At 62.9% G+C, this 26,104-nt stretch carries 24 protein-coding genes, 1 tRNA gene and 4 pseudogenes; 16 read left to right on the forward strand and 13 right to left on the reverse strand.

What is annotated here, in order from left to right:
* Positions 1 to 36: 36 nt before the first annotated feature.
* Positions 37 to 1,665 carry a tannase/feruloyl esterase family alpha/beta hydrolase gene (locus tag LPA34_RS05670; RefSeq protein WP_228975842.1) on the forward strand — a complete coding sequence of 543 codons (1,629 nt, stop codon included), beginning with the start codon at positions 37 to 39 and terminating at the stop codon, positions 1,663 to 1,665.
* A gap of 67 nt (positions 1,666 to 1,732) precedes the next feature.
* Here LPA34_RS05670 and LPA34_RS05675 read toward each other — a convergent pair.
* Both LPA34_RS05675 and LPA34_RS27055 read right to left on the reverse strand, forming a co-directional pair.
* Positions 1,733 to 1,966 (reverse strand): annotated as a pseudogene (locus LPA34_RS05675) (biosynthetic-type acetolactate synthase large subunit); the annotation flags it as partial.
* 1 nt (position 1,967) lies between these two features.
* Positions 1,968 to 2,161 (reverse strand): annotated as a pseudogene (locus tag LPA34_RS27055) (hypothetical protein); the annotation flags it as partial.
* Positions 2,162 to 2,554: 393 nt separating this feature from the next.
* Here LPA34_RS27055 and mug point away from each other — a divergent pair.
* The 5 genes and pseudogenes from mug (at position 2,555) to otsA (ending at position 6,039) form a co-directional block, all read left to right on the forward strand.
* Positions 2,555 to 3,112 carry a G/U mismatch-specific DNA glycosylase gene (mug, locus tag LPA34_RS05680; RefSeq protein ID WP_228976101.1) on the forward strand — a complete coding sequence of 186 codons (558 nt, stop codon included), beginning with the start codon at positions 2,555 to 2,557 and terminating at the stop codon, positions 3,110 to 3,112.
* Positions 3,113 to 3,253: 141 nt separating this feature from the next.
* A pseudogene (locus LPA34_RS05685) lies at positions 3,254 to 3,494 on the forward strand (TolC family protein); the annotation flags it as partial.
* 172 nt (positions 3,495 to 3,666) lie between these two features.
* On the forward strand, positions 3,667 to 3,864 hold the full coding sequence (locus LPA34_RS05690) for a Clp protease/crotonase-like domain-containing protein (RefSeq protein ID WP_228975844.1): 198 nt from the start codon (positions 3,667 to 3,669) through the stop codon (positions 3,862 to 3,864).
* A gap of 105 nt (positions 3,865 to 3,969) precedes the next feature.
* Positions 3,970 to 4,054: transfer RNA gene (locus tag LPA34_RS05695), tRNA-Leu, on the forward strand.
* A 551-nt stretch (positions 4,055 to 4,605) separates the two neighbouring features.
* A complete protein-coding gene (otsA, locus tag LPA34_RS05700) occupies positions 4,606 to 6,039 on the forward strand; it encodes an alpha,alpha-trehalose-phosphate synthase (UDP-forming) (protein WP_228976102.1) in 1,434 nt (477 codons plus the stop codon).
* Positions 6,040 to 6,096: 57 nt separating this feature from the next.
* Here otsA and LPA34_RS05705 read toward each other — a convergent pair whose 3' ends face one another.
* Positions 6,097 to 7,581, reverse strand: a complete 1,485-nt coding sequence (locus LPA34_RS05705) for a SulP family inorganic anion transporter (protein WP_228975846.1) — start codon at positions 7,579 to 7,581, stop codon at positions 6,097 to 6,099.
* Between the two features lie 159 nt (positions 7,582 to 7,740).
* On the opposite strand from LPA34_RS05705, the gene LPA34_RS05710 reads away from it, so the two are divergent.
* From LPA34_RS05710 to LPA34_RS05740, 7 genes and pseudogenes are all read left to right on the forward strand, one after another.
* On the forward strand, positions 7,741 to 8,796 hold the full coding sequence (locus LPA34_RS05710) for a substrate-binding domain-containing protein (RefSeq protein WP_228975850.1): 1,056 nt from the start codon (positions 7,741 to 7,743) through the stop codon (positions 8,794 to 8,796).
* A 136-nt stretch (positions 8,797 to 8,932) separates the two neighbouring features.
* A complete protein-coding gene (locus LPA34_RS05715; RefSeq protein ID WP_228976104.1) occupies positions 8,933 to 9,922 on the forward strand; it encodes an ABC transporter substrate-binding protein in 990 nt (329 codons plus the stop codon).
* Between the two features lie 88 nt (positions 9,923 to 10,010).
* Positions 10,011 to 10,835: pseudogene (locus tag LPA34_RS05720) on the forward strand (ABC transporter permease).
* Between the two features lie 20 nt (positions 10,836 to 10,855).
* The gene (locus tag LPA34_RS05725) at positions 10,856 to 11,782 is read left to right on the forward strand and encodes an ABC transporter permease (RefSeq protein ID WP_228975853.1); all 927 of its coding nucleotides are present in this window, start codon (positions 10,856 to 10,858) and stop codon (positions 11,780 to 11,782) included.
* Positions 11,779 to 12,828, forward strand: a complete 1,050-nt coding sequence (locus LPA34_RS05730) for an ABC transporter ATP-binding protein (RefSeq protein ID WP_228975855.1) — start codon at positions 11,779 to 11,781, stop codon at positions 12,826 to 12,828. Before LPA34_RS05725 ends, LPA34_RS05730 begins: the two co-directional genes overlap by 4 nt.
* 50 nt (positions 12,829 to 12,878) lie before the next feature.
* Entirely contained in the window at positions 12,879 to 13,706 is an 828-nt protein-coding gene (locus LPA34_RS05735) for a phosphodiesterase (protein WP_228975859.1), read from the forward strand.
* Positions 13,707 to 13,902: 196 nt separating this feature from the next.
* Entirely contained in the window at positions 13,903 to 15,108 is a 1,206-nt protein-coding gene (locus LPA34_RS05740) for an MFS transporter (protein ID WP_228975870.1), read from the forward strand.
* Between the two features lie 55 nt (positions 15,109 to 15,163).
* On the opposite strand, the gene LPA34_RS05745 is transcribed toward LPA34_RS05740, so the two are convergent.
* The 5 genes from LPA34_RS05745 to LPA34_RS05765 all read right to left on the reverse strand — a co-directional run bounded on the left by LPA34_RS05745 (position 15,164) and on the right by LPA34_RS05765 (position 17,441).
* Positions 15,164 to 15,598, reverse strand: a complete 435-nt coding sequence (locus tag LPA34_RS05745; protein ID WP_228975871.1) for a response regulator — start codon at positions 15,596 to 15,598, stop codon at positions 15,164 to 15,166.
* A gap of 22 nt (positions 15,599 to 15,620) precedes the next feature.
* Positions 15,621 to 16,253: a response regulator gene (locus tag LPA34_RS05750; protein WP_228975873.1), complete on the reverse strand. Its 633-nt coding sequence runs from the start codon at positions 16,251 to 16,253 to the stop codon at positions 15,621 to 15,623.
* Between the two features lie 131 nt (positions 16,254 to 16,384).
* Positions 16,385 to 16,948, reverse strand: coding sequence for a ferritin-like domain-containing protein (locus tag LPA34_RS05755; RefSeq protein WP_228975875.1), 564 nt, complete (start codon positions 16,946 to 16,948; stop codon positions 16,385 to 16,387).
* Positions 16,949 to 17,033: 85 nt separating this feature from the next.
* Entirely contained in the window at positions 17,034 to 17,195 is a 162-nt protein-coding gene (locus LPA34_RS05760; protein ID WP_228975878.1) for a DUF1328 domain-containing protein, read from the reverse strand.
* A 69-nt stretch (positions 17,196 to 17,264) separates the two neighbouring features.
* Positions 17,265 to 17,441 (reverse strand): DUF1328 domain-containing protein, encoded by a 177-nt coding sequence (locus LPA34_RS05765; RefSeq protein ID WP_228975880.1) that lies wholly within the window; start codon positions 17,439 to 17,441, stop codon positions 17,265 to 17,267.
* A 248-nt stretch (positions 17,442 to 17,689) separates the two neighbouring features.
* Between LPA34_RS05765 and LPA34_RS05770 the strand changes: the two genes are divergently transcribed.
* Complete coding sequence (locus tag LPA34_RS05770; protein ID WP_228976107.1) at positions 17,690 to 19,102, forward strand: sensor histidine kinase; 1,413 nt, start codon at positions 17,690 to 17,692, stop codon at positions 19,100 to 19,102.
* Between the two features lie 192 nt (positions 19,103 to 19,294).
* Positions 19,295 to 19,432: an entericidin A/B family lipoprotein gene (locus LPA34_RS05775; RefSeq protein WP_228975881.1), complete on the forward strand. Its 138-nt coding sequence runs from the start codon at positions 19,295 to 19,297 to the stop codon at positions 19,430 to 19,432.
* 222 nt (positions 19,433 to 19,654) lie between these two features.
* On the opposite strand, the gene LPA34_RS05780 is transcribed toward LPA34_RS05775, so the two are convergent.
* Positions 19,655 to 20,440, reverse strand: a complete 786-nt coding sequence (locus tag LPA34_RS05780; protein ID WP_228975884.1) for a DUF4397 domain-containing protein — start codon at positions 20,438 to 20,440, stop codon at positions 19,655 to 19,657.
* 353 nt (positions 20,441 to 20,793) lie between these two features.
* Here LPA34_RS05780 and LPA34_RS05785 point away from each other — a divergent pair, with 353 nt between their 5' ends.
* The gene (locus tag LPA34_RS05785) at positions 20,794 to 22,833 is read left to right on the forward strand and encodes an NADPH-dependent 2,4-dienoyl-CoA reductase (RefSeq protein ID WP_228975886.1); all 2,040 of its coding nucleotides are present in this window, start codon (positions 20,794 to 20,796) and stop codon (positions 22,831 to 22,833) included.
* A gap of 73 nt (positions 22,834 to 22,906) precedes the next feature.
* Here the strand turns inward: LPA34_RS05785 and LPA34_RS05790 are convergent, their stop codons facing one another.
* From LPA34_RS05790 to LPA34_RS05805, 4 genes are all read right to left on the reverse strand, one after another.
* Positions 22,907 to 23,824: an EamA family transporter gene (locus tag LPA34_RS05790; protein ID WP_228975888.1), complete on the reverse strand. Its 918-nt coding sequence runs from the start codon at positions 23,822 to 23,824 to the stop codon at positions 22,907 to 22,909.
* A gap of 382 nt (positions 23,825 to 24,206) precedes the next feature.
* Positions 24,207 to 24,518: a pentapeptide MXKDX repeat protein gene (locus LPA34_RS05795; RefSeq protein ID WP_228975890.1), complete on the reverse strand. Its 312-nt coding sequence runs from the start codon at positions 24,516 to 24,518 to the stop codon at positions 24,207 to 24,209.
* Between the two features lie 142 nt (positions 24,519 to 24,660).
* Positions 24,661 to 25,437 (reverse strand): molybdopterin-dependent oxidoreductase, encoded by a 777-nt coding sequence (locus LPA34_RS05800; RefSeq protein ID WP_228975892.1) that lies wholly within the window; start codon positions 25,435 to 25,437, stop codon positions 24,661 to 24,663.
* On the reverse strand, positions 25,434 to 26,090 hold the full coding sequence (locus LPA34_RS05805) for a cytochrome b/b6 domain-containing protein (protein ID WP_228975894.1): 657 nt from the start codon (positions 26,088 to 26,090) through the stop codon (positions 25,434 to 25,436). Before LPA34_RS05805 ends, LPA34_RS05800 begins: the two co-directional genes overlap by 4 nt.
* Positions 26,091 to 26,104 lie beyond the last annotated feature (14 nt).

Consider the following 26,104-nt stretch of genomic DNA (forward strand, 5'->3'; position numbering starts at 1 on the left):
GTATCCGTGCGTGTGCCGCTGCGTGTGTCCTTTCGTATGCGCGTTTGGTCCGTGTTGCTGCTGGCCGCGGGTGTTGGCAGCGCAGGCGCGGCGGCGGCGGCCGAACCGACGTTCGCGATGCAATGCATCCAGCTCGCCGGACTCACGCTGCCGCCCGGGATCATCGGTCTGCCCACTGGCGGCGCGCGAATCGACACCGCGGAGATGATCGCCGCGACTGCCCACAACAACCAGGACGGCGAATACTGCCGGATCACGGGCAGCATCAAGCCGCTGAAGGTCGGCACGCCCGATATCCGCTTCGACGTAAACCTGCCACGCCGCTGGAACGGCCGCGCGTTGCAGGTGGGCGGCGGCGGCTATAACGGCGTCGTGGTGAGCGGCACGGGTGTGATGCCGTTCTGGCCGGACCGCGCGCCGCTCGCGCAAGGCTACGCGACGTTCGGCGACGATTCCGGCCACGTCGGCAATTCCGCCCTCGCGGTGTTCGGTCTCGTCGACGAAGCGGTCGTCAACTTCGGCTACGCGCATCTGAAGAAGACACACGACGTCGCGCTCGCGCTGATCGGGCACGCCTACGGCCGACGGCCCGAGCACGTGTACTTCGCCGGCGGCTCGACGGGCGGACGCGAAGGCTACACTGTCATGCAGCGCTTTCCCGACGACTACGACGGTGTAATCGCCAACTCGCCCGCGCTGAATTTTTCCGGTGTACGTCTGCTCGGCGTGAAAGTCGGCCAGACCGAGTACGCGACGCCGGGCGGTTTCGTGCCGCGGCCACTGCTTGAGCGCGTCTACCAGCGCACGCTTGAAGTGTGCGACCAGCTCGATGGCGCGGCAGACGGTATCGTGAGCGACGTCAGCGCATGTCGCAGGCACGAGGCGGACATGATCGCCTCGTTACGGTGTCCGCCGGGCGAAGCCGGCGTCGCGAACGACACCTGCCTGTCGAATGCCCAGCTCGCGACACTCGACGTGCTACGCGGCGGGATATCGTTGCCCTGGCCGCTCGCATGGAACGTGACCCGCTATCGCGGCTACAACGTGTTTCAGGGCGCGCTCTTCACCGGCATGCTCGGTCTTGCGCGCAACGACGCCTGTGGCACGTCGCCCACGATCGTCGCAAACGGTTATCTGTTTTCGCAGGGCGACGGCTACGCCCGGTACTTCATCGCGCGCGACCCGGCCTTCGATTCGCTGAAGTTCGACGTGCTGCATCCGGGCCGATACCGTCAGCAGATCGTGGCGCTCTCGCGGACGATCGGCGCGATGAACCCCGACCTGAGCCGCTATATCGCACGCGGCGGCAAGCTGATCACCCTGCACGGGCTCGCAGACGAAGTCATCAGCCCGAACCAGACCATCGCGTATTACGAAGCACTCGTGGACCGCTTCGGCTCCGGCACGGTCGACTCGTTCATGCGGCTTTACATGGTGCCTGGCTTCCAGCACGGCAGCGGCGCGTTCATTCCATCGACGGATCTGCTCGGTGCACTCGACACCTGGGTGACGCGCGGCACCGCCCCGGAGACGCTGATCGCGACTGATATCGCCGCGGCGACCAACGGACGTTCGCGGCCGCTATGCCGGTATCCGATGTTTCCGCGCTATGGCGGCAAGGGGAATGTGAATTCCGCGAGCAGTTTTATCTGCGTGGAGTCTTGAACGATGTGAGACGTACCCGGCCCGACCGGTTCCAGCGGCTCTGCCTGGCAGCAGGGAATAATGGCTGGAACATATCCGCGGCCGCCTGACGCCCTGTGCCCTTCCCTCCGGGTTCCTGCCTGGAGCGGGACGGGATAAACCGCCCGGTAGTCATGTTCGGGTAGCTTTGCCCAGGCCCCATCATTGGAAACACATCGGCGTTCTGATCGATCACGACTTCGAGGAAAGCCAGTCCGTCAAATTCCACGAAGGCCTCAAGTTTGTCCTCGAGTTCGCTTCTTGCTTCAACGCGACACGCAAACACCCTGGGCCTCCCCCTTGGCGCGTGCCATGCCCTGCACGACCGGGTTGACGAATTCCAGATGTGACGGATTGAATGCGAGCACGACATCGACCGGCCCGTCGCCCGTCTGCGTGACACTGCTAAAGCCCTTGTGATGCTTGACGTCGCCTGCCGAAGGGTGGCCCCATCCTTGCCGTCGAACTCGGCGCCCAGCGTGCCGCAATACGTCTCTTCGAGCGCCGTGACGATATCGCGCAGCGTTGCGTCTTCGTCGAAAAGCAACGTGTCGGCCGTGCTGAAGCGCGTGGACATGTCTGCCGCCGACAAGCCGTGGAACAGAGGCGTGAGTTCGACTGGAGCATGTGGCGAAGTCCACAGCAGCGGGTCCAGCTTTGCCTTGCGCGTGCCGACCATGCGGAACGCCGCAATCAGCGACTGCACCGCCACCTGCTTTCTCGCGATCGCAAGACCGTCATCGCGCGTCATCTCCACGATGCGCGACCGCTTGCCCGGATCGATGAAGGTGAGCCTTTGCGTGGAAAGCCGGTGGCATGTATCGTCGCTGACATAGCCGGTTGTTCCCATCCGGTGAATCAAATGTACTTCATGAAAAGGCCGACACCATCCGTGACTCACTCCGATTCACTTCAAGGTCTTCCGGATATTCTGGAACCGGGTCTATCAGTTGTATTTTGCGGAATAAATCCAGGCGTCCGTGCGGCATCGACCGGCCGTCACTTTGCCGGCAGAGGCAACCGGTTCTGGCGGGCCGTTCATCTAGCGGGTTTTACTCCTCAACAGATTCGCCCTGAAGACGACCGCACGTTTCTGCAATATGGTTGTGGCCTGACAACCGTAGTCTCGCGTCCGACGGCACGAGCGGACGAGTTGTCACAATGGGAGTTCGACGCGGCTGCGGCTGAATTCGAGCGGAAGATTGAACGCCATGCGCCGCGATACGTCGCCTTCCTCGGAAAGATGGCGCTCTCGGCAATGTCCGGCAAACGCGATATCTGCTGGGGCCCGCAACCGGCAGCGTTCGGCGGCGCCCGCGCATGGGTACTGCCAAATCCCAGCGGCCTGAACCGCACATTCAGTCTCGACGTGCTGGTGATCGCCTACCGTGAACTTCGTCTTGCAGTCGCAACGGCTGACTCGGTTTAGAGAACCGTATGCGGGCCGTGGTTAGCGTGAACGCCTGTTCATGGAAATTCACGCACGGCCTGCCTGAGCTTTAAGAAACGCGCCCCATCTCCGACAATCAGATAACCCATCGCGACGCGCGCCGCAAGATCGCCTGCATCGCAGCGTCGTGATCGCCTGATAGCGGTCGTTAGCCTGAACCAGCGCGCGCTGGCGATTGCACGACAACCGTACAAGGCAGGCGCAGTCGATTCTCTCGATGTGCTTAACGTGCAAAAACAGTTGTTCGACGCGCAGAGCAACCTTGAGCAAGGCCGCCGCCGACGCCAATCTCATCACGCTATGCAAGGTACTCGGCGGCGGGTGGGAATCAACGTATGCCCAACAGGACATTCCTCGTTGAGCAGGGGGTTTCCGGAGGTCATCATGAAGTCTTTTGCGCGCACTCTTGTCATCGCGGCCCCTGGCCGCACCCGCCTTGTCTTTCGCACAGGAAAGCAGTCCGGCAAGTCAGGCCGGGATGCGCACTGCCCAGTCACAACAGGACAACGATGTTCAGGCATCGAGCTACGGAGGTGCTGCTGACAGCAAAAAATGGCCCCCTGGCAGTGTTGGCGGCTCGGCAGGCGCTTCTTGCCAGTTTCGAGCTCCCAATGAAACAAGGTTTGGCCAAAGAGGCGGAACTCCAACGCAATTTGCTGCTTACCGACGATGCGACCGAAGGGATCGCCGCTTTTGCTGCAAGGCGCGAGCCGCAATACAAAGGCGCTTGAGGCCGGAACTCCCGAATTTCGCTCGATCCTCATGGGGCAAAGGTGGGCACGGACCTGACTGACAAGGTAGCGTGCGTGATAGAATCTCGTCCGTTTTATGACCCTGCCGGGGTGATGAAATTGGTAAACATAGCGGACTTAAAATCCGCCGCTTAACAGCTTGCCGGTTCAAGTCCGGTCCCCGGCACCAGCTAGTATGCCGGTCGATTCCTGGAAACTCCTTAAACCCTTGATGCAGCAATGCTTCGAGGGTTTTTTGTTTCCCGGGAAACTCGGAGGGTTCCGTTGACAATGGGGACATGTGGGGGATGACCGGCAAACCGGCTGCCGTCCATCTCTATTCGAACTGCCATTGTCATAAGGGGATCCTGACGCCAGGCGCACAAGATCTCCGGTTCCTCGCAACGCTCGAATAAATTCCAGTCCAGAAACACGATACGAAACGTCGGTCTATCGCGATCCCGTAGCACACTTAACGAACGCTTCATCACCCTCTCGCAACGCCAGTTTCCTGCGTGTACCGCCACGCATGACCATCGCGACCGTTTGGTAGCAGCGGTATGCCCGTGTTACGATCGCTTACACGCTCTAGTGAAAAACAGGTGTTCGGTAAAGGTGTTTTGTTCGTGCCGGAGGATTGGACGACGTGTAGCGACAGGCAAGTAATGCCGCTAACGGGTAGATTCGCCGACCTGCGTTGTGCCCTCGCCCTGGCCTGTCTTAACCCATCGCGAGGATCGAGTGAGCCGTCTTGTCGTTGTTTCAAATCGTACCGCCGATCCCCGAAAGGCTGCAGCCGGCGGCCTTGCAGTTGCAGTGAAGGAGAGTCTGCAACAGACGGGTGGCCTGTGGTTTGGCTGGAGCGGAAAACTTCGCGATAGCGAATCCGGGACATCCGGCGAGAGCGACATCAAGCTGCAAACGGTCGGCAACGTGCAACTGGCGACACTCGACCTGACCCAGGAAGATCACGATACCTACTACCTCGGGTACTCGAACAAGGTTCTATGGCCGGTATTTCACTACCGGCTCGACCTCGCGAATTTCAACGTTCGATTCGCCGCCGGATACCGGCGTGTCAACCAGCTGTTTGCCCGCAAGCTGATGTCCCTGCTTAGACCCGACGACATCATCTGGGTCCACGACTACCACCTCATTCCCCTCGCTACAGAACTGCGCGCCCTGGGTTGTGGCAACCGGATCGGATTCTTCCTGCACATTCCCATGCCGCCGCCGCTCATCATGGCTGCGATTCCCGAGCACGAATGGCTCATGCGTTCACTGTTCGACTACGATCTGGTCGGCTTTCAGAGCGAGGCGGACGTGACCCATTTCGCCGGATACGTCGAGTCCGAAGCAAAGGCCGACACGCTGCCTGGCAACCGCCTGCGTGCGTTCAATCGCACGCTGCGCGTCGGGGCATACCCAATCGGGATCGATGTCGATGAATTCGCCAGCCTGGCAAGGAGCCGGGATGGCGTCGAAATGTTCGGGCAGATCCGCGAGGAGTACTCGCGCCGCCGCCTGCTTCTGGGTGTGGACAGGCTGGACTACTCGAAAGGTCTGCCGCAGCGGGTCCATGCCTTTCGTGAACTTCTCGCGAAATATCCCGAGAACCGCAACAGTGCGACGCTCATCCAGATCGCCTCGCCAAGCCGGGAGGACGTGGGCGCGTATGACGATCTTCGCGTTGAAATGGACAGCCTGTGCGGCGCGATCAACGGTGACTATGGCGAACTGGACTGGATGCCGGTTCGGTACATCCATCGCAATGTCGCGCGCAAGAAGCTGCCCGGTCTTTATCGCGCGAGTCGTGTCGCGCTTGTAACGCCGCTGCGTGACGGCATGAATCTGGTCGCCAAGGAATTTATTGCCGCACAGGATCCGTCGGATCCAGGCGTGCTGGTTCTATCCCGATTCGCGGGCGCGGCTGAGCAGCTAAAAGAAGCGCTCCTTGTGAATCCGTACGATACGCAAGGAACCGCGCTTGCGATCCAGCGTGCGCTCACGATGTCGATTGAAGAGCGGACTGCCCGCCACACGGCATTGATGCAACGGATCAGGCAGTTCGACGTCCACTGGTGGAGTTCGAGTTTTCTCGCGGATCTCTCATCCACGGAAAGCAGCGGCGATTTCCGGGCAGTCGTGAGCAGTTCGGCAAATCTCCTGAACTAGTCTGCCAGGCGGTCGGCACAACCCACCGGGTGGTAAAGCGGCCTCGTGCGCGATGGCTTAATGGGAAGGCTCGAAGTGTGCCGCCGGCGTATCTTTATCGTGCGTCGCGTACTTCTCGATCATCGTGGCGCTCGCCCGATTCACCCCTGTCGTTTCGACCGCGATGCCGTTGCGACGGAACTTGTGCACGATCCGGTCAAGCGCGTCGATTGCCGTGAGGTCCCAGAAATGTGCGTGCGACAGATCGAGACGCACCGACTGGACCGTCTCCCTGAAGTTGAACTCCGACACAAGCGCTTCCGATGAAGCGAAAAAAACCTGCCCGCGAATGAGGTAGCGGCGCTCGCTTTTCGCTTCGTCCAGCGACGATTCGACGACCAGCACCTGGCGCACCTTCGACGTGAAGAACAGCGCGCTTAGCAATACGCCGATAAAGACGCCGATGGCGAGATTCCCGGTCGCCACGACGACAGCGACTGTCGCCAGCATCACGATCGATGAGCTTTTCGGGTGCGTCCGCAGGTTCCGGATGGAGCGCCAGTTGAATGTGCTGATCGAAACCATGATCATGACCGCGACGAGCGCGGCCATGGGTATCTGTTTGACCCACGGCCCCAGGAACACGACGAGTACGAGCAGGAACGCACCGGCAACGAATGTGGACAGACGCCCTCGCCCGCCGGATCTTACGTTGATAACCGTCTGGCCGATCATCGCGCACCCGGGCATGCCGCCCAGGAAACCCGCTGCGATGTTTGCGAAGCCCTGACCGCGACATTCCCGGTTCTTGTCGCTAGATGTATCCGTGAAGTCATCCACAATGGCCGCCGTCATGAGCGACTCAAGAAGACCCACTACAGCGATGCCAAGCGAATACGGAAAGATGATTCGCAGTGTGTCGAAAGAGAACGGGACGTGTGGCAGCGAAAATACCGGCAATTCATCTGGAAACGAACCCATATCGCCGACGGTGTGCAAACTTAAATGCAGCGCCATTGAAATCGCCGTCAACACGATGATGCACACGAGTGGCGACGGCACTGCCCGCGTGACGCGCGGAAAGAGATAAATGATGCCGAGGCCGCCAGCCACCATCAGGTAGACGTACCACGGCACATTGTGCAGTTGAGGCATCTGCGCGAGGAAAATCAGGATCGCGAGCGCGTTGACGAAACCCGTGATCACCGAGCGCGACACGAAGCGCATTAGCGCACCGAGTTTCAGCAGGCCTGCGCCGATCTGCAGCACACCGGCAAGAATGCCGGCGGCAAAGACATATTCGACACCATGTGTCTTTACGAGCGACGTGAGCAACAGCGCCACCGCGCCGGTAGCCGCGGAAATCATGCCAGGACGGCCGCCAGCGATTGCCGATACGACCGCGATGCTGAACGCGGCGTACAGGCCAACCTTCGGGTCGACGCCTGCGATGATGGAAAATGCAAGTGCTTCTGGAATGAGCGCAAGGGCGACGACAATGCCGGCGAGAATATCCGCGCGGATGTTCGAGAACCACTCCTCGCGTAGCGTATGGGTTTTCATTGGAAAAGCCGGGTGCGGTTGCAGCGCGGCATTCTACCCGATTGTTCACATGCCACTCCGCAGGCGGCGTGGCACCCGCGGCCCGCTGCCGTCATCGCCCAGTCACAAACCTTCCAGATAATCCGCTCGACGAAAACGTTTACAACACGGGGCGAGTGGATGATTCCTACGATCAAGGATGTCGCGGCGCATGCGGGCTTCTCGATTGCAACGGTCTCACGGGCGATCAACGCACCGCATACCGTCAATCCGGTCACGCTCGACAAGGTACGTCAATCGATCGACGCCCTTCACTTCCGTCCCAGTCCGCTTGGCCGCCAGTTGCGTGGCGAGCGCTCGCGCCTGGTCGGCGTCGTGCTGCCGACGCTCGCGAATCCTGTCTTCGCGGAATGTCTGCAGGGCATCGACGAACTCGCTTCGGCACAAGGCTATCGCCTCATGCTGATGACGACGCAATACGATGCCGACCGTGAACGCCACGCAATCGAGACGTTGCGCACACAACGTGTCGAAGGAATGATCCTGACTGTCGCCGATGCCGACACGCACCCCGTGCTCGACGAACTCGACCGCGACAGTTTGCTCTACGTGTTGATGCATAACGATACGGTGCGCCGTCCCTCGGTCTCGGTCGACAACCGGCTTGCCGCATACGATGGCGTGCGCATGCTGATCGCCCACGGCCATCGCCGCATCCTGATGCTCGCCGGCACGCTTGCCGCGTCGGACCGCGCACGGATGCGCCATGCAGGCTACGCGCAGGCGATGCAGCAGGCCGGTCTTCAGCCCGCACCGGCGCTCGAGATCGACTTCAATGCCGACGAACTCGCACCTTCGGTGCTCGCGCATCTGACCCGTGGCCCGGCGCGTCCCACCGCCCTGTTTTGCAGTAATGATCTGCTTGCGATGGTCGTGATGCGCGGCCTGCGCCGCGCGCAGTTCGACATGCCGCGCGATATGTCGATTCTCGGTTTTGACGGGCTCGCGGTCGGCGACCTGCTGTCGCCGCCGCTGGCGAGCATCGGTGCGCCAAATCGCGAGATCGGCTGCGCCGCGTGGCGCCGGCTCACCGGTCGCATCGAAGGCACGTATGAAAGCGATGCGTCGCTCTCGCTGACACTGCCGCACACGCTGCGCGCAGGCGCGACGATCGCCGCCATCGCAAGCGACGGCGGTGTCGCCCGCGCGCGCGAATTGCCGCAGGCAGGCCGGTGAAATCCACGCGCGCGTCCTCTCCCACGCTCACGCTTCATCCGTATGCATTGACACTTCCCCTGAAAGGAGACCTGCTGTGAACCGTCGCCCCTTCGTTATCGATTCGCTGCTGCGCCGGCTCGTGCGCGCGGCAGGCATGACGCTCGTCGCGTCGGCCGCGCTGCTGGCGGCACCGCTCACCCACGCCGAAGAAACCGCGATCTGCTACAACTGCCCGCCCGAATGGGCCGACTGGGCCAGCCAGATCGCGGCGATCAAGCAGAAGACCGGTATTCGCGTGCCGTACGACAACAAGAATTCGGGCCAGGCGATTGCGCAGTTGATGGCCGAGCAGAAAAGCCCAGTCGCCGATGTCGTATATCTCGGCGTGTCCTCGGCGTTCCAGGCGAAGGAAAAAGGCGTGATCCAGCCGTACAAACCGGCGCACTGGAACGACATTCCCGCGAACCTGAAGGACCCGCAGGGTTACTGGTTCGCGATCCATTCCGGCACGCTCGGTTTCTTCGTCAACAAGGATGCACTCGAAGGCAGACCCGTGCCGCGTTCATGGGCGGATCTGCTGAAACCCGAATATAAGGGCATGGTGGGTTACCTCGATCCGTCGAGTGCGTTCGTCGGTTACGCAGGGGCGGTCGCGGTGAATCAGGCATTGGGCGGCACGCTCGATAATTTCGAGCCGGGCCTCGACTGGTTCCGCAAGATGAAGGCCAACGCGCCGATCGTGCCGAAACAGACGGCCTATGCGCGCGTGCTGTCCGGCGAAATTCCGATCCTGCTCGACTATGACTTCGACGCCTATCGCGCGAAGTACAAGGATCACGCGAACGTCGAGTTCGTGATTCCAAAGGAAGGCACGATTTCCGTGCCGTACGTGATGAGTCTCGTGAAGGGCGCGCCGCACGATGCGAACGGCAGGAAGGTGCTCGATTTCGTGCTGTCCGATGAAGGCCAGACACTGTGGGCGAACGCGTATCTGCGCCCTGTACGCGCAGGCGCGATGAGCAGCGAGGCCGCTTCGAAGTTCCTGCCCGCCAGCGACTACGCACGCGCCCAGCCGGTCGACTTCGGCAAGATGGCCGCAAAGCAGACCGCCTTCGGCGAACGCTATCTGCAGATCATGCATTGAACGAAAGCGCGACCTGTGCGCGGTTTTAACGCGCGCAGGTCGCGACAATGCCGGCACGCCCACGTTTATTACGCCTCTCACACCCGTCATGCACGACATCACGTTCCCGTTACGCTGGCGCATCGCGCTGCTCGCACCGGCGCTCGCCGTCTTTATCGCGTTCTGACTGTTCCCCGTCGTCGTGCTGCTGCAGGTCAGCGCCGACGGTCACGCGTTCGAAACGTATCGCATGCTGCTCGGCAATGGCCGCTATATGCGCAGCCTCGGCGCAACCGTCGTCCTGTCCGCCGCGGTCACGCTGACGACGCTCGTGCTGTCGGTGATCGCGGGTCTGCTGCTCGCCCGTCGCGAATTCACGGGCAAGCGCGCGCTGCTCGCATTGCTGACGTTTCCGCTCGCGTTTCCCGGCGTGGTCGTCGGCTTCATGGTGATCATGCTCGCCGGGCGACAAGGTCTGATCGGTGCGCTCTCGCTGAAACTCACCGGCGACCGCTGGGTCTTCGCGTATTCGATGAGCGGGCTCTTTCTCGGCTACCTGTATTTCTCGATCCCCCGCGTGATCGTCACGGTAATGGCATCGGCCACGAAACTCGATGCGTCGCTCGAAGAAGCCGCGCGCTCGCTCGGTGCATCGCCGTGGCAGATCATGCGCGACGTCGTTCTGCCGGCGCTCTCACCAGGCTTGATCGCCGCAGGTGCGGTGTGCTTCGCGACCGCGATGGGCGCGTTCGGCACCGCGTTCACGCTCGCCACCGACATCGACGTGCTACCGATGACCATCTACACCGAGTTCACGCTGAACGCGAACATGGTGACGGCCGCGGGCCTGTCGATCCTGCTCGGCGTCGTGACGTGGCTGGTACTGGCGCTCGCGCGAAGCGCAACCGGATCGGCAGTTGCCGCTACCGCGTAATGCAGGAGGATCAGCGCATCATGAGTTCGCTCGCACACAGCAGTGCATCGACGGCGCCTGCGGGACGCGCGTCCAGGTTTCCCTCTCTGCGTACGTGGCTCGCGCTCGGGCAATGGTGCGTTACGCTCCTGCTGTGCGCGTTCCTGATTCTTCCCGTCGTGATGTCGATCGTCGCGGGATTGACGGTCAACTATTTTCAGGGCGTCGCGAGCGGACTGACGTTGCGCTGGCTCGTCGAAGTGTGGACGCAGTATCACGCGTCGGTGTTTCTTTCGCTCGAAGTCGCGGCGGCCACGCTCGTCATCACGCTGCTGACCGGCGTTCCGGCGGGTTACGCCCTCGCGCGCAGCAAGACGCGTCTGTCACGTGTCATCGAGGAACTGCTGGTACTGCCCGTCGCGCTGCCGGGGCTCGCTTCCGCGCTCGCGCTTCTCGTCGTATACGGCGGATGGACGATGTTTCGCATGAGCGTTGCGTTTATCGTCGCCGGTCATGTGGTGTTCACGTTGCCGTTCATGGTGCGCGCCGTCTCCGCCGTCTGCGCGGGGTCCGATCTGCGTACGCTTGAAGAAGGCGCGGCAAGTCTCGGCGCGAGGTTTTTTCAGCGCTTCGTCACGATCGTCCTGCCGAACGCGAAACCCGGCATCGTCGCGGGCGCGCTTGCCGTGCTCACGCTGTCGATCGGCGAATTCAACCTCACGTGGATGCTGCATACACCCGATACCAGGACGCTCCCGGTCGGGCTCGCCGACACGTATGCATCGTTACGTATCGAAATCGGCAGCGCGTACACGATCCTCTTCTTCCTGATGACGATGCCGCTGCTGATCGTCATGCAATGGCTCGGCGTCGATGCCACCGGGCAGCGGCGCGGCGCTTCGAAACATCGCGCGCGTGCCCCGCTCTCTTCGCCCGATACCCCGAACCATCCGGACGTTACGCCATGAAACTCGCCTCCGTTCCCATCACGCTGAACCGCTGCTCGAAGACGTTTCGCGATACCCGCGTGCTCGAACCGCTCGACCTGTCGATCGAGGCAGGCGAAACACTGGTGCTGCTCGGGCCGTCAGGCTGCGGCAAGACCACGACGCTGCGCATGATTGCCGGCCTCGAAACGCCCGACGCCGGCGGCCGCGTGCTGTTCGGCGACGAAGATGTCACGGCGCTGCCCATCGAGCGACGCCAGGTCGGCATGGTGTTCCAGAGTTACGCGCTGTTCCCGAATCTGAACGTGCGCGGCAATATCGGCTATGGCCTGAAAATCCGGCGCGTCGCGGCCGCGACGTTGCGTGGGCGCGTCGACGAACTGCTCGCGATGATGCGTCTCACCGACCACGCCGACAAGCCGGTCGACCAGCTCTCGGGCGGCCAGCGCCAGCGCGTCGCACTGGCGCGTGCGCTCGCGCTGCAACCGCGCGTGCTGTTACTCGACGAACCGCTGACCGCGCTCGACGCGCGTCTGCGCGACGCATTGCGCGCTGAAATGAATACGCTGCTGCGCGATCTGGGCGTCACGACCGTCTACGTCACGCACGACCAGGCCGAAGCGATGGAACTCGGCGATCGCATCGTCGTGATGAGCGCGGGACGCATCGAGCAGATCGGCACGCCGCGCGGCATTTACTACCAGCCGGCGAACCGCACCGTCGCCGGGTTCATCGGCACGATCAACCGGCTTGCGGGAGAATGGCGCGATGGCGCGTTGATCACGACCGGCGGCGCAGTGCCGGCGGCACGTCCGGCGCACGCGTCCGGCACGGGTACGCGCGAACTGTTTTTCCGGCCCGAGGACGCGCAACTGGTCGACCCGGCGCACGCGCAACTGCGTGGGACGATCGACGGTGCGTCGTTCCTCGGCGAACGTACACGCCTCACGATCCGTGGCGCGGCACCCGATGTGCTCGTCGTCGATGTCGCCGGGCGCGTCGAACTGGCGTGCGGAACACCAGTCGGGCTGTCGATCGCCGAGGACGCGCTGATCGCGCTCGCGTGATAATGCAATACTGTTCAAACGTCTGACTACGTACGTAAGGACCTTTCTTCATGCTTATCGCCCAGATCAGCGACCTGCACATCAAGACCCCCGGCGCGCTCGCCTACCGGCGCGTCGATACCGCCGCCGCACTTCAGCGTTGCATCGTACGGCTCAACGCGCTGGTACCGCGACCCGACGTGGTGCTGATGACGGGCGATCTCGTCGACCAGGGCACGGTCGAACAATATCGTCATCTGAAGTCGCTGCTCGCCGCGCTCGAGATTCCGTATTACCTGCTGCTCGGCAATCATGACGGGCGCGCTGAAATTCGCGAGGTGTTTCCCGAGCGCGCGGAACTGTTCGAAGGCGGCGAGTTCGTGCACTACGCCGCCGACATCGGCCCGATCCGCTTCATCGCGCTCGATTCGCTGCAGCCTGGCCAGAGCGCGGGCCAGCTGTGCGACGCGCGTCTCGCGTGGCTCGTCACGCAACTCGACGTCGCGCGCAATCGGCCCGTGATCGTCGCGCTGCATCATCCGCCGTTCGAATGCGGCATCGGTCATATGGACCGCGCGCGGCTCGATCCGCCCGCCGCCGTGCGTCTCGCAGCGCTCATCGCGCAGCATCCGAACGTCGAGCGCGTGATCTGCGGCCACGTGCACCGGCCGATGTTCGTGCGCTTCGGCGGCACGATTGCGTCAGCTGTGCCCGCGCCCGCCCATCAGGTCGCGCTCGATCTGCGCGACGATGCGCCGTCCGCCTTCGTGCTGGAACCGCCCGCGTTCGCGTTGCACCGCTACGAGCCTGCCACCGGCATCGTCACGCATCACGCGTATGTCGACGCCGCCGACGGCCCGTATCCGTTCCATGAGCCGGCTGGCGCGTTGATCGACTGAGCGCGTCCGCGGCAAGAGCGTACAAAGGCAAAACGACGCGAAGGCGCAAGGGCACAAAGCCATGCCCAGCAGGGTCGCGCGCGCTCCGGTATGATCGGCACGCTCAAGGTGCCGCCGATGCGCGGCACCGCCTCTCCGGCTGGGCAGCTGATTGACTGGCCGGTTGAGCCCATCCCGTTCGCCTTTGCGTATTTCCATGTCCACATCCGGTTCGAGTGCTACCGATCCTTCCCCTGCTTCGCTGCGCGGCCTGTTGTTGCTGCTCGCGACGATCGCCGGGGTCGGCGCCGCCAACATCTATTACAACCAGCCGCTGCTCGACGATTTCCGTCAGTCGTTTCCGCACAGCGCGTCGTGGATCGGCGCTGTACCGGCGGTCACGCAGCTTGGCTACGCGCTCGGCATGCTGCTGCTCGCGCCGCTTGGGGACCGCTTCGACCGGCGCTTCCTGATCCTGCTGCAGACGGCCGGCATGTGCGTCTCGCTGCTCGTCGCGGGCATCGCCCCCAGCCTTACGGTCCTGATTGTCGCGAGCCTCGCGATCGGCGTACTGGCGACGATCGCGCAGCAGGCCGTGCCGTTCGCGGCCGAACTGGCACCGCCCTCGGCTCGCGGACACGCCGTCGGCATGGTGATGAGCGGCCTCCTGCTCGGCATCCTGCTCGCCCGGACCGCCGCGGGTTTTGTCGCGGAGTATTTCGGCTGGCGTGCGGTGTTCTTTGCCTCGGTCGTCGCGTTGCTTGGCCTCTCGGTTGTCATCGTGATGCGCCTGCCGCACAGCAAGCCGACGTCGACGCTCAGCTACGGCAAACTGCTCGCCTCGATGTGGCATCTGAGCGTGGAGCACCGCGGGCTGCGCGAGGCATCGCTCACGGGCGCCGCGCTGTTCGCCGCGTTCAGTATCTTCTGGTCGGTGCTGTCGCTGCTGCTTGCCGGGCCGCCGTTTCATCTGGGGCCGCAGGCGGCTGGCCTCTTCGGCATCGTGGGCGCCGCGGGCGCGCTGGCCGCGCCGCTTGCCGGCAAGTTCTCCGACCGGCGCGGGCCGCGCTCGATCATCACACTCGCGATCGGGCTCGTCGCCGTGTCGTTTGTGATTTTCGGCGTATCGGGCGCGAGCATTGCCGGGCTGGTCGTCGGTGTGATCGTGCTCGATATCGGCGTGCAGGCCGCGCAGATTTCCAACCAGTCGCGCATCTACGCACTCAAGCCCGAAGCGCGCAGCCGCGTGAATACGGTCTACATGGTGTGCTATTTCATCGGCGGTGCGGCAGGATCGGCAATCGGCGCGCTCGCGTGGCAGGCGGCTGGCTGGATCGGTGTGTCGGTTGCCGGTTTTCTGTGCGCCGCGCTCGCGGCATGGAATCATCTGCGCGGTGGTCCGGCAGCGGTCCGCGCGACCTGAACGCGTCGCGCATTCATCTGAACCATCTGGGACCGGTCGCGTGGTCCGTCGACAATCAGACGGGCCGGCTGCCGCGCGAGCGCGCGTAGTCGTGCAACGCGTCGATCACGCGATCGAATTCGAACGATTTGTCGTAGAAGTGGCGGACGCCATACTGCTCGCAGCGCGCGCGGTACGCCGGCAAGGCGTGATTCGTGAGTACCGCCGCAAAAGTCGTGTCGATCAGTCCGTCGCGCTGAAGATAAGCCAGTACCGGCACGCCTGAACCGTGCTTGAGCTGCAGATCGACGATCACGGCGTCGAACCGCTCGCCGTCGAGCAGCGCGATGGCGTCGTCGGCAGTATCGGCCCAGGCGGCCACCTGGAGCGTGCCGGAAGCATCGATCGCTTCCACCAGACTGCGCCGGATCAGCGGCGAATCCTCGATCAGCAGCACGCGTAACGGCGCGCTGCGGGTTTCGTCGGAAAGCGTTTCAGGTTCGCGGCTCATGGGATGGTTTGCCATTGCATGCCTACTCGATCAGGCCGCTCTTGATCGCGTAGTACGTCAGGTCCGCGTTGTTCGTGAGATTCATTTTCTCCAGCACGCGCGCGCGATAGGTGCTCACTGTCTTCACGGAGAGATGCAGTTCCTCGGCGATATCGGTGGGAATCTGTCCGGCGGCAAGCTTGCGGAAGATCTGGAATTCGCGCTCCGATAACTGCTCGTGCGGCTGGCCCGCGGCCGGTTTGTCGAGATTGTTCGCAAGCGTATCGGCTATCGTCTCCGACAGATAACGGTGTCCACGCGCCACCGCGCGGATCGCCCGCACGATCTCGTCGGGCTCGCAGTCCTTGTTCAGATAGCCGTTGGCACCCGCGCGCAGCAGATTGATCGCATACTGGCTCTCGGGATAGCCGGACAGAATCAGCACGCCCTGCTCGGGGCGCACCTGCTTGATGACGCGCAGCGTATCGATGCCGTTCTTGTCGGGCATCGCGATATCGAGCAGCACAACGTCGAACGCCTGCTCACGCACGTGACTGATCGCTTCGTCGCCGGTCGAGGCTTCCGCCGCGACGCACATGTCCGGCTCATCGGCGACGAACTGTCTGAACCCGCCTCGTACGATGGCGTGATCGTCCGCTATCAAGACTCGAATCATCGGTTCCCATCCATGCCGTGGCGATCCATCCAGAGCACCTATTGTAGTGGTGTCCCGGCGCATGCAAGCCGGGACCGCTTCCGTGCCACGCAACCGCACCGCGGCGTTTGCCGTTTCATCCGCCGGCTCACCTACTTGCGGCCTTCGAGCAGATCCGCCATATCGTCGGCATGCTCTTCTTCGACAGCAAGGATTTCCTCGAAGATACGGCGCGTCGTGACGTCCTTGTCGCCGATATAGTTAATGATCTCGCGATACGAATCGATGGCGATGCGCTCGGCGATCAGGTTCTCGCGGATCATGTCGGTCAGATCCTTGCCTTCCTTGTATTCCGAATGCGCGCGCGAAGCGAGGCCGTCGGGCGCGAAGTCCGGTTCGCCGCCCAGTTGCACGATGCGTGCGGCGAGCGTGTCGGCGTGACCTTGCTCTTCATTGGCGTGCTCGAGAAACTCCGTGGCGACGCCTTCCGAATTGATCCCTTTGGCCATGAAGTAATGGCGCTTGTAACGCAGCACGCAGATGATTTCCGTCGCGAGCGAATCGTTCAGCAGCTTGAGCACTGTCTCACGATCCGCGGCATAGCTTTGTGTGACCGATCCTTCGGACATGTGCTGGCGCGCCTGCTCGCGGATCTTCTTCACATCCATCACAAAAGAGCCTTTCGCCGTGCTTTGCCCGCTAGAGGTTTTCGACATTTAGCAACTCCTTGTATTGATCCGTGGGGGGACTGCGCGCATGCTGCGAAAGCGGCCACGCGCTTGATAGTGGCGAATGTTCTGGCTAGGTTCGAAACACGCCGAGCAGCAGTGTGACGACGAAGACGACCAGAAAAATATAGAACAGAATCTTCGCGATTTCCGCCGCGCCCGCCGCGATGCCGGTAAAACCGAACACGGCGGCGATGATCGCTATGACGAAAAATATGAGCGCATAGTGAAGCATGGCGTTTCTCCCTGTGACTGCTGGTTCTGGTTAAAGCATTGAATGGAACGGGCTCCAGAACGCGTTTCGCTAGTCGACGATTTTTTTCGTGATGACGAAGCCGATTACAAGAAACACCACGCACAGGATCAGGAACAGCACGAACAGGAATTTGGCGATTCCCGCTGCGCCTGCTGCAATGCCGGTGAATCCACAGAGGCCGGCGACGACCGCGATGACGGCGAAAATCAGCGCCCATTTGAGCATGATCGTTTCCTCCTGTATGCGTAAAAGACCGGGACTGATTCTCATGGTAAAGATGCACGTCGACGTTGACACTCCGGCTCACGCCGTTTTTCGTGTGAGAATCCGCTTACACGCCATGACGGAAGCTTTACTCGCGCTCATGCGCCGTCTGCGTTGACCGGAGCACGCGGCAGAAGGCATGACAGACGCTACACTGGTGCTTCAATTCAGGAGCGACCTTGAATACAGCGACACGACTCAACGACTGGATGCGCGATCGCAGCTGGACGATTGCGATGACTGTAGCGATCGTCATCACGGTCGGGGGTCTTGTGATTCTCGAAACGGGACGCCAGCGCATCGCTGACGAATACGAAACCGCACTCGAAGCGAAAGATGCAACGGTGCAACTGGGCACGCTCGCCGCACAGCTTGCGCAGCTCACCGCCGACGAAAGCACATTCCTTCTGACGAAACAGCAGCTATGGGCAAGCGGCTATTGCACGACCGCAGGGAAGATTCGTCAGACCTCGCAGCAACTCGACGCCTACTTCCGTCATCGGGCCGACAGCGCGGAAGAGACAAGCTTCCGCCAGATCGCGCGGCTGATCGAGGCGCGCACGGGCGCCGGTCGCGACGCGCTGCAACATGCCGGGCCCGACGCCGGTCTGGCGACCTGTCCGGCCACGACAGAGGCACGTCCCGTCGATACCGCGCTGATCGACAGCACGCTCGCGCTGCTGCGCGACAACGAAGAGCGCCGTGCCCAGCACGCCCTCGATGCGAGCCGCGGCGACCAGCGCATCTCGACGTTCATTGCGGGCGGGCTGTCGACGCTGAACATCGTCCTGTTCATTCTGCTGTTCCGTAACCTCGGCATCCAGTTCGAGCGACAGGCGCGCGTGCAGCGCCAGCTGATCACGCAACAGGAAGAGCTCGACCAGCTTGTCACCGAGCGCACACGCCAGCTCGAAGCGCTCGGCTGGCATCTGCAGGCCGTCAGCGAAAACGAGAAAACGCAGCTTGCGCGCGAACTGCACGACGAACTCGGCGCGATTCTCACGGCGAGCAAGATGGATGTCGCATGGGCGAACCGCAAGCTGAAGGACAACGAGCCCGCGATTTCCGAAAAGCTCGCGCGCGCGCTGGCCAATCTGGATCAGGGTATTGCGCTGAAGCGGCGCATCATCGAGGACATGCGGCCCACCGTGCTCGCCAATTTCGGGCTCGTCACCGCGCTTCGCACGCTCGGCGACGAAGCGGCCCAACGCAATGGCTGGGTGCTCGACCAGCGCCTTCCCGAAGACGACATCAAGCTCGACGAGCAGACGGAAATCGCCCTCTTTCGCGTCGCCCAGGAATCGCTGACGAACGCCGCGAAGTATGCGAACGCGTCGCGCGTGTCGATCGGCCTGACGGTTCACGCAGACCAGGTCGCGCTCGATATCGCGGACAACGGCATCGGCATCACACCGGCCGATCTCAGGCGCACGCACACTCACGGGCTGCTCGGCATGCGCCAGCGGGTCGCCGCGCGCGGCGGTCACTTCGACATCCGGCGCGGCGTTGCCGGCGGCACGGACATTCGCGTCACAATGCCGACGGCCAGCACGATCGCGCCGTCCGACGGGGCGCCCCCGACCTCCGCGCCGCCGGTCACGACACCCGGTGTGCGCACGTAGGACTGCACCGACGCAAACACCGGAGTGTGCCTACAGGAAAATCGCCGCCGCACCGACAGCGCCTGCCTGCCCCCTTTTTTAACATACAATCAGACCCGATCGGCCTGCTTCATCGCCCGGTCGGACGATAGATAGCACGCGTCGAGCCACACGGCGCGTTTGCCAATGCCACACTTCATAAGGGGAACACTCATGACTCGACTGATCGCTTTGCTTCTGCTCGCAGGGTCCGCGATGCTGGTCACCGGCTGCAATACCGTTGCGGGCGCGGGCCAGGATATCTCCAAAGGCGGCAACGCCATTTCGAACTCGGCGGAAAAGGCCAAGTAAATCCGCTGTCCGCGCACGCCTTCAGGTGCGCGCCCTGACTTTGGCCTCCGAGGGCTGCCTGCCCGTCGCGCCGAACGCGACGGGCATTTTTTGTTGTTTGTGCATCCGGTTCGCGGATGCGCATGTATCAAGACAAAACGGCGATCCACGCTCGTGGATCGCCGTCGTGCCCCCCCCCGCCATGTCGCCTGCGTTATTCCAGCGCGAGCCGTTTCACCGGCATCAGAGCCCGGTGAGGGTATCGTTCAGTTCGATCGCGGGCGTGGTCGTATTGCCGCCTTGCGCGACGAGCATATGCAACTGGTTCGGAATCGCCTGGCTCAGCGCGCCCGCGGTCGGCACCGAAGTGATCAGCCAGTCCGCGTTATTGCCGAGCGTGAACGAGCCCGACTGGTAGATCTTCGTCTTGCTGCCCGCCGTCGTCGCGATCAGCACGTACGTGCCGCCGTTCACATAGATCGAATCCTGGCCGCTTGCAGGCACCGCATTCTTGAACGAAAGGCCTGACATCGTCGGGCTCACGGTTGTGATGTCGGTGCCCGGCGCAACGAGATACAGGTCGATGTTCTGGGCGTTCACCGATGCATTGAAGCCACGCACGCGGGCGCTATTGGACAGCAGCCCCTTGTCGAACGGATCGTCGATCAGGCCGATATCCGGTGTCGGCAGCCCGGGGACCGCGAGCACCGTGTATTCATGACCTTTCGCGACATCAGGAAACGAGCCGCTTGCAAGCGGTGTCGTCGTGCCCGTCGCGGCATAAGCCACCGAGGTCTGTCCGGTGTTGATGTTCGCGAAGTTCGTCACTCCCTTGTAGTCGATTTTGGTTTGCAGCGCTGCGCCGTTCACGAGAAAGTCGACAGTCGGGCCGCTCGGGATTGCATGAACGAAGTGAATAACCGGGTTCGTCAACCCGAGCTCCTTGCCGACGTCGTTGGTGCCGCCACCGCACGCCGACAGGATCGATGCCGCGCCAGCCAGCGCCGCCATGGTTCGGATAAGCTTCATGTTCTCCACCTCTCACAAATGGCTTTAAGCCGTTAATGTGTGGTCGCCGTTTTCTGCCGGCACCTGTTTCGTCGATCGTTGAAATGGCGTCATGCAGTACCTTCGTCTAAACGCCGGCGGCCTTTCATATCCCTGGCGGACGTGTCTTCTCCAGACACGATGTCCGCATCGTTCGGACGATCCAGTCGAGCAATTGGTGTGCCTCGGGTCGTCATGAAACGATTACCGCAACGAAAAGCCCCGCGATTCAATGCTTTCGCGGGGGCTAGAATTTTTCCTCGACAGTTTTGCGGCATTGCACACGCATCGCCGTGTATCGTTCGTCGGCATCCCGACTTTACAAGCGACCCTGCATGTCTTACCGCCATCTGCTCGCACCGCTCGACCTCGGCTACACGACGCTGCGCAACCGCGTCGTGATGGGCTCCATGCATACCGGCATGGAAGACCGGTTCTGGCATTACCCAAAGCTGGCAGCGTATTTTCGCGAGCGCGCACGGGGCGGCGTCGGACTCATCATCACGGGCGGCATCTCGCCGAATCGCGAAGGCTGGCTGTTGCCGTTCGGCGGCACGCTCAATTCAGTCCTCGATCTGCACAATCACCGCAAACTGACTGAAGCAGTTCATGAGGAAGGCGGCAAGATCGCGCTGCAGATCCTGCATGCGGGGAGATATGGCTATCAGCCACTGGTTGTGTCCGCATCGGCTGTGAAATCGCCGATCTCGAAGTTCACACCACGCGCGCTCACCGAAGCCGGCATCGCGCGCACGGTGCGCGCCTACGCGCGTTGCGCGCGGCTTGCGCAGCGCGCGGGCTACGACGGCATCGAGATCATGGGCAGCGAAGGTTATCTGCTCAACCAGTTCCTCTGCACGCGCACGAACCGGCGCACGGACGGCTATGGCGGCAGCATCGAAAACCGCATGCGGATCGCACGCGAGATCGTCGAGCACATACGCGCGGCGTGCGGCAGCCCGTTCATCGTGGTGTACCGGCTGTCGCTGATCGATCTGGTCGAAGGCGGCAACACGTGGGACGAAACCGTCCAGGTCGCGCGGGCACTCGAAGCAGCGGGCGTCACGATGTTCAACACCGGTATCGGCTGGCACGAGGCGCGTGTGCCGACCATCGTGACGTCGGTGCCGCGCGCGGCGTTCGCGTCGTTGAGCGCGCGTCTGAAGGCCGCCGTGCGCGTGCCCGTCATCGTATCGAACCGCATCAACACACCCGAAGTCGCCGAGCGGCTGCTCGCCGAAGGCGCGGGCGATCTTGTTTCGATGGCGCGGCCGTTGCTGGCCGATCCTGACTTCGTCGTGAAGACCGCCGAAGGGCGCACGCACGAAATCAACACCTGCATCGCCTGCAATCAGGCGTGCCTCGATCACACGTTCAGGAACCAGCGTGCGACGTGTCTTGTGAATCCGCGCGCGGGGCACGAGACCGAACTCGTGTACCGGCCGCTCGCCAATATGGCGCGGCCGCGCGCGGTGGCGGTGATCGGCGCGGGGCCGGCGGGTCTGTCGGCGGCGACGGTTGCCGCGCTTCGCGGTCATCGCGTGACGCTGTTCGATGCGGGCTCAACCATCGGCGGGCAGTTCAATCTGGCGATGCGCGTTCCCGGCAAGGAGGAGTTTGCCGAAACGATCCGCTATTTCCAGAGCCAGCTCGACCGGCACGGCGTGGACGTGCGCCTTCAAACGCGCGTCGATGCGCCGTTGCTCGCGGCCTCCCACTACGACGACGTGATCGTCGCGACGGGCATCGTGCCGCGTCGCCCGTCGATTCCCGGCATCGACGGCGCGAACGTGCTGTCGTATGTCAACGTCCTGCTCGGCGCGCCGGTGGGCCGCAGTGTCGCGGTGATCGGCGCGGGCGGTATCGGCTTCGACGTCAGCGAGTTCCTGCTGCATCGCGACGGCGAGCCGTTGCCGCAAACGCGCGAAGCGTGGCTCGACGAATGGGGCGTCGACCTCGCCGTCACGACGCGCGGCGGCCTGAAGCCGGTTGAAGCCGCCACGCCGCCACGTGACATCTGGTTGCTGCAGCGCAAGCCGGGCAAACCCGGCGCGGGCCTCGGCAAGACGTCCGGCTGGGTGCACCGTGCGACGCTGATACGTAACGGCGTGCGGATGCTCGATGGCGTGTCGTATCTGGAGATCGCCCCGCGCGGCATCCGGATCGCGCGCAACGGCGAGGAACAGTGGCTGGAGGTGGAAACGATCGTCGTATGCGCCGGGCAGGAATCGATGCGCGACCTGTACCCCGCCGCGCCCGCCTCGCCCCACACAGGTGGCCCGCGTTTTCACGTGATCGGCGGTGCGGCGCTCGCGACGGAACTGGACGCGAAGCGTGCAATCCGCGAAGGCGCGGAACTCGCCGCGCGCCTTTAAATCAGGCTGGTTTCGGCTTCAGTTGTCCGGCGACTGGACTACAGGCCAGACACGCAGGTCGAGAAAAAACCAGTCAGGCGACGCGGCGCCGACGCGAGTCGAACAAGAACGACAGGCCCACGCTCGACAGAATCACCGCGGTCGCGACCACGGTCGAGCGCGTCACGGGTTCGCCGAGCAGCAACGCGCCGAGCGCGACCGCGACGACTGGATTCACATACATGCAACTGCTCGCGATGATCGGGCTCGTGTGGCGGATCAGGTAGCCATACGCGACGTACGCGGCCATCGTGCCGACCAGCATCAGATACAGAAACGCGACCACCGGCAGGAAGTGCACCGCCTGCATCCGCTCGCCGGATACCCACGCGACGAGCGTCGCCATTCCACCGCCGAGGCCGATCTGCAGCGATGTCGACAGAAACAGGTCGGACGGCAGTTTCAGCCGTCCGGCCAGATGCGCGCCGCCCGCCCAGAAGAGCGCGCCGCAAAGAATCGCGAGACTGCCGCCCGCCGATCCCGGCGACGTATCGCCGTGACTCAGGATCGCGATACCGGCAAGGCCGAGACCGATCGCGAACCATTCGCCCTTGCCGATCTTGCGGCCCGCAAGGGCCGCGATCACGGTCGCGAACAGCGGCACGGTGGCGACCATGACGGCGGCCGTGCCGGTACCGACGGTGCGCATCCCGTAAGCCAGCATGCCGCTCGACAAGCCCACCAGCATCGTGCCGACGAGCCCGGCGTTGCGGACTTCCGCCGCCGTCGGCCAGGCCGGCCGGCGACGCACCGCGAAGACAAAGAGGCCAATGCCCGCGAACAGGTTACGCAGCCCCGACAGCAGCAGCGGCGGGAAGGACCCGAGCGCCACGTGTACGGCGAGATACGTCGAGCCCCACACGATATAGACAACCGCCAGCGCGAGCGCGATCCGGCCTTGCGGTGTCTTCGGTGCGCGAAACGGGAAGGTTTCGGGAAACTGGAACGACATGCGCTCAACCCGCCCACGCCGATGAAGGCGCCAGCCGGGAGGCGGCAGCATGGGAACGTGGGGGCGTGCGCCGCCCGGAAGAGGCGGATAAGCGATTGAAGCAGGACGACATGGCGGCAGTACGGCAGGAAACGTTTGCTGGCGGGAAATGGGCCGACTTGACACGCAATGACGCGGATTAAGCGCGGATCGAGCCTGCGTTCAGCGGGCATCGGCAGCATTATGCAATACCGCCGGCCGGTCTCACTGAAAGCAAACGTAATAAATAATCGCTGCGGCCCACGAAAAAGGACCGGGCCCGCGCGAGCGGGTCCGGTCCCTGTTACACCGATACTGGCGGCATGACGGCATCCGCGCGGCGCGCGGATGCCGCGTGTGCCTGTCAGTTCGCCATTGCGCCCGATGCCTCGTGCTTCATGCCCATCGCGTCGCTGCCCTTTTTCATCTTCTTGTGGCTCATCTTGTCTTTCGACATGGAGTCTTTCGACATGGAGTCTTTCGACATGGAGTCCTTCGACATGGAGTCCTTCGACATGGAGTCCTTCGACATGGAGTCCTTCGACATCGAGTCTTTCGACATCGAATCGTGCGACATCGCGCCGTTAGCCATCGCGCCGCTGGCTGCCTGCGCGAATGCCGACGTGCCGCCAGCGAGGGATACGATTGCCAGTGCGGCGATTACGAGCTTTTTCATGAGATCACTCCGTTTTGTTGTCAAAGATTGAACCGGCGTGTGCCGGGTATTGCTGAAGCTTCTGCCGTCCGGGATCATGCCGTGTGGTCCCCATGCAAACCTGTACAAACCTCTGCGGGCCCGCACGCATGATCCGCGCGCGTCAGGAGCCTCCGAACCAGTTGTAGCCCTGATTGACCCAGTAGCCGCCGGGATACGTATTCGTCACGAACATCTCGACGATGTGCTTCGGGTTCTTGTAGCCGAGCTTGGTGGGCATTCGCAGCTTCATCGGGAAGCCGTATTTCGGCGGCAGGCGCTGTCCGTCGTAGTCGAACGTGAGCAGCGTCTGCGGATGCAGCGCCGTCGGCATGTCGATGCTTTCGAAGTAGTTGTCCGCGCATTTGAAGCCGACGTATTTCGCCGATGTGTCCGCGCCCACGCGTCGCAGGAAATCGCCGAACGGCGTGCCGCCCCAGCGGCCGATCGCGCTCCACCCTTCCACGCAGATGTGGCGTGTGATCTGCTCGGCGTGCGGCAATGCGTAGAGTTCGGGCAGCGTCCACGTCTTCTTGCCCGTGATAAGGCCGCCCAGCTGGAGCTTGTAGCTCGACGCATCGACTTCCGGCACGTCGTCGATATCGTAGAACGCGTTGAACGGAAACGGCCGCGTGATCTGCGCTTCGGTGTAGGTCGGCGCCATCTGCTTCGGATCGAAAATGAACGCCTGCGCGCTGTCGTTCAGACGCGACACGGCGGTAAGAAACGTGTTCACCGAATCGTTGTCGGTGATCGAGCAGCCGGTCAGCATCGTGAGACCGCCGAGCGTCAGAATCTGTTTGCCGAACAGGCGCCGTGACGGCATCGCGAGTTCGCGGCGGGCGTCGATCAGGATCGATTCGCGGTCGAGTTTGATAGCGGGTTTGTGTTCCGGCTTCATGATCTGGAACCTCCCTGACGGCCGCGCAGCATCGTGAGCAGCGAGCGCGGCACGAGCGCGACCATCGCGACGTGCACGACGATAAACGCGGCCATCAGCGACATCGCGGTGAAATGAACGATGCGTGCCGTGTCGTAGCCGCCCATCAGTTCGCGAAGCAGCGGAAACTGCACCGACTTCCAGATCGCGAGGCCCGACAGCACGAGCACGATCAGGTCGCCAATGACGAACAGGTACGCGAATTTCTGCACGGCGTTGTACTGACGCAGGTCGGCGTGCGAGAGCTTGCCCGTGAGCGCGGCCACGAGATCGCCGGCGATCGCGCGCGGCGAGAGCGGCAGGAACTTGTGCCAGAAGCGCCCGCCCGCGAGATTGAGCGTGAGGTATACGAGGCCGTTGAAAACCAGCAGCCACATCGCGGCGAAATGCCATTGCAGCGCGCCGCCGAGCCAGCCGCCGAGCGTCAGCGACGGCGGAAACATGAACGCCGGAAAAATCGGCGACGCATCGTAGATGCGCCAGCCCGACAGCATCATGACGATGGCGGCAAGCGCGTTGAGCCAGTGCGTGACGCGCACCCAGGCCGGATGTATCGCGCCACTCGCGGGCGCGGCCGGCGGCGCGGCGCTGGCGTGAAGACGGGACGTATGCATCGAATGCTCCTCAG

Origin of the sequence: Paraburkholderia gardini, from assembly GCF_907164575.1 — a bacterium.
GTDB classification, from domain to species: Bacteria; Pseudomonadota; Gammaproteobacteria; order Burkholderiales; family Burkholderiaceae; genus Paraburkholderia; species Paraburkholderia gardini.

Coding starts and splice junctions, on each gene's coding strand:
- LPA34_RS05670 (WP_228975842.1), top strand. CDS start 37: ATGCGCGTTTGGTCCGTGTTGCTGCTGGCCGCGGGTGTTGGCAGCGCA.
- mug (WP_228976101.1), top strand. CDS start 2,555: ATGAAAAGGCCGACACCATCCGTGACTCACTCCGATTCACTTCAAGGT.
- LPA34_RS05705 (WP_228975846.1), bottom strand. CDS start 7,581: ATGAAAACCCATACGCTACGCGAGGAGTGGTTCTCGAACATCCGCGCG.
- LPA34_RS05710 (WP_228975850.1), top strand. CDS start 7,741: ATGATTCCTACGATCAAGGATGTCGCGGCGCATGCGGGCTTCTCGATT.
- LPA34_RS05715 (WP_228976104.1), top strand. CDS start 8,933: ATGACGCTCGTCGCGTCGGCCGCGCTGCTGGCGGCACCGCTCACCCAC.
- LPA34_RS05725 (WP_228975853.1), top strand. CDS start 10,856: ATGAGTTCGCTCGCACACAGCAGTGCATCGACGGCGCCTGCGGGACGC.
- LPA34_RS05730 (WP_228975855.1), top strand. CDS start 11,779: ATGAAACTCGCCTCCGTTCCCATCACGCTGAACCGCTGCTCGAAGACG.
- LPA34_RS05735 (WP_228975859.1), top strand. CDS start 12,879: ATGCTTATCGCCCAGATCAGCGACCTGCACATCAAGACCCCCGGCGCG.
- LPA34_RS05740 (WP_228975870.1), top strand. CDS start 13,903: ATGTCCACATCCGGTTCGAGTGCTACCGATCCTTCCCCTGCTTCGCTG.
- LPA34_RS05745 (WP_228975871.1), bottom strand. CDS start 15,598: ATGAGCCGCGAACCTGAAACGCTTTCCGACGAAACCCGCAGCGCGCCG.
- LPA34_RS05750 (WP_228975873.1), bottom strand. CDS start 16,253: ATGATTCGAGTCTTGATAGCGGACGATCACGCCATCGTACGAGGCGGG.
- LPA34_RS05755 (WP_228975875.1), bottom strand. CDS start 16,948: ATGTCGAAAACCTCTAGCGGGCAAAGCACGGCGAAAGGCTCTTTTGTG.
- LPA34_RS05760 (WP_228975878.1), bottom strand. CDS start 17,195: ATGCTTCACTATGCGCTCATATTTTTCGTCATAGCGATCATCGCCGCC.
- LPA34_RS05765 (WP_228975880.1), bottom strand. CDS start 17,441: ATGCTCAAATGGGCGCTGATTTTCGCCGTCATCGCGGTCGTCGCCGGC.
- LPA34_RS05770 (WP_228976107.1), top strand. CDS start 17,690: ATGCGCGATCGCAGCTGGACGATTGCGATGACTGTAGCGATCGTCATC.
- LPA34_RS05775 (WP_228975881.1), top strand. CDS start 19,295: ATGACTCGACTGATCGCTTTGCTTCTGCTCGCAGGGTCCGCGATGCTG.
- LPA34_RS05780 (WP_228975884.1), bottom strand. CDS start 20,440: ATGAAGCTTATCCGAACCATGGCGGCGCTGGCTGGCGCGGCATCGATC.
- LPA34_RS05785 (WP_228975886.1), top strand. CDS start 20,794: ATGTCTTACCGCCATCTGCTCGCACCGCTCGACCTCGGCTACACGACG.
- LPA34_RS05790 (WP_228975888.1), bottom strand. CDS start 23,824: ATGTCGTTCCAGTTTCCCGAAACCTTCCCGTTTCGCGCACCGAAGACA.
- LPA34_RS05795 (WP_228975890.1), bottom strand. CDS start 24,518: ATGAAAAAGCTCGTAATCGCCGCACTGGCAATCGTATCCCTCGCTGGC.
- LPA34_RS05800 (WP_228975892.1), bottom strand. CDS start 25,437: ATGAAGCCGGAACACAAACCCGCTATCAAACTCGACCGCGAATCGATC.
- LPA34_RS05805 (WP_228975894.1), bottom strand. CDS start 26,090: ATGCATACGTCCCGTCTTCACGCCAGCGCCGCGCCGCCGGCCGCGCCC.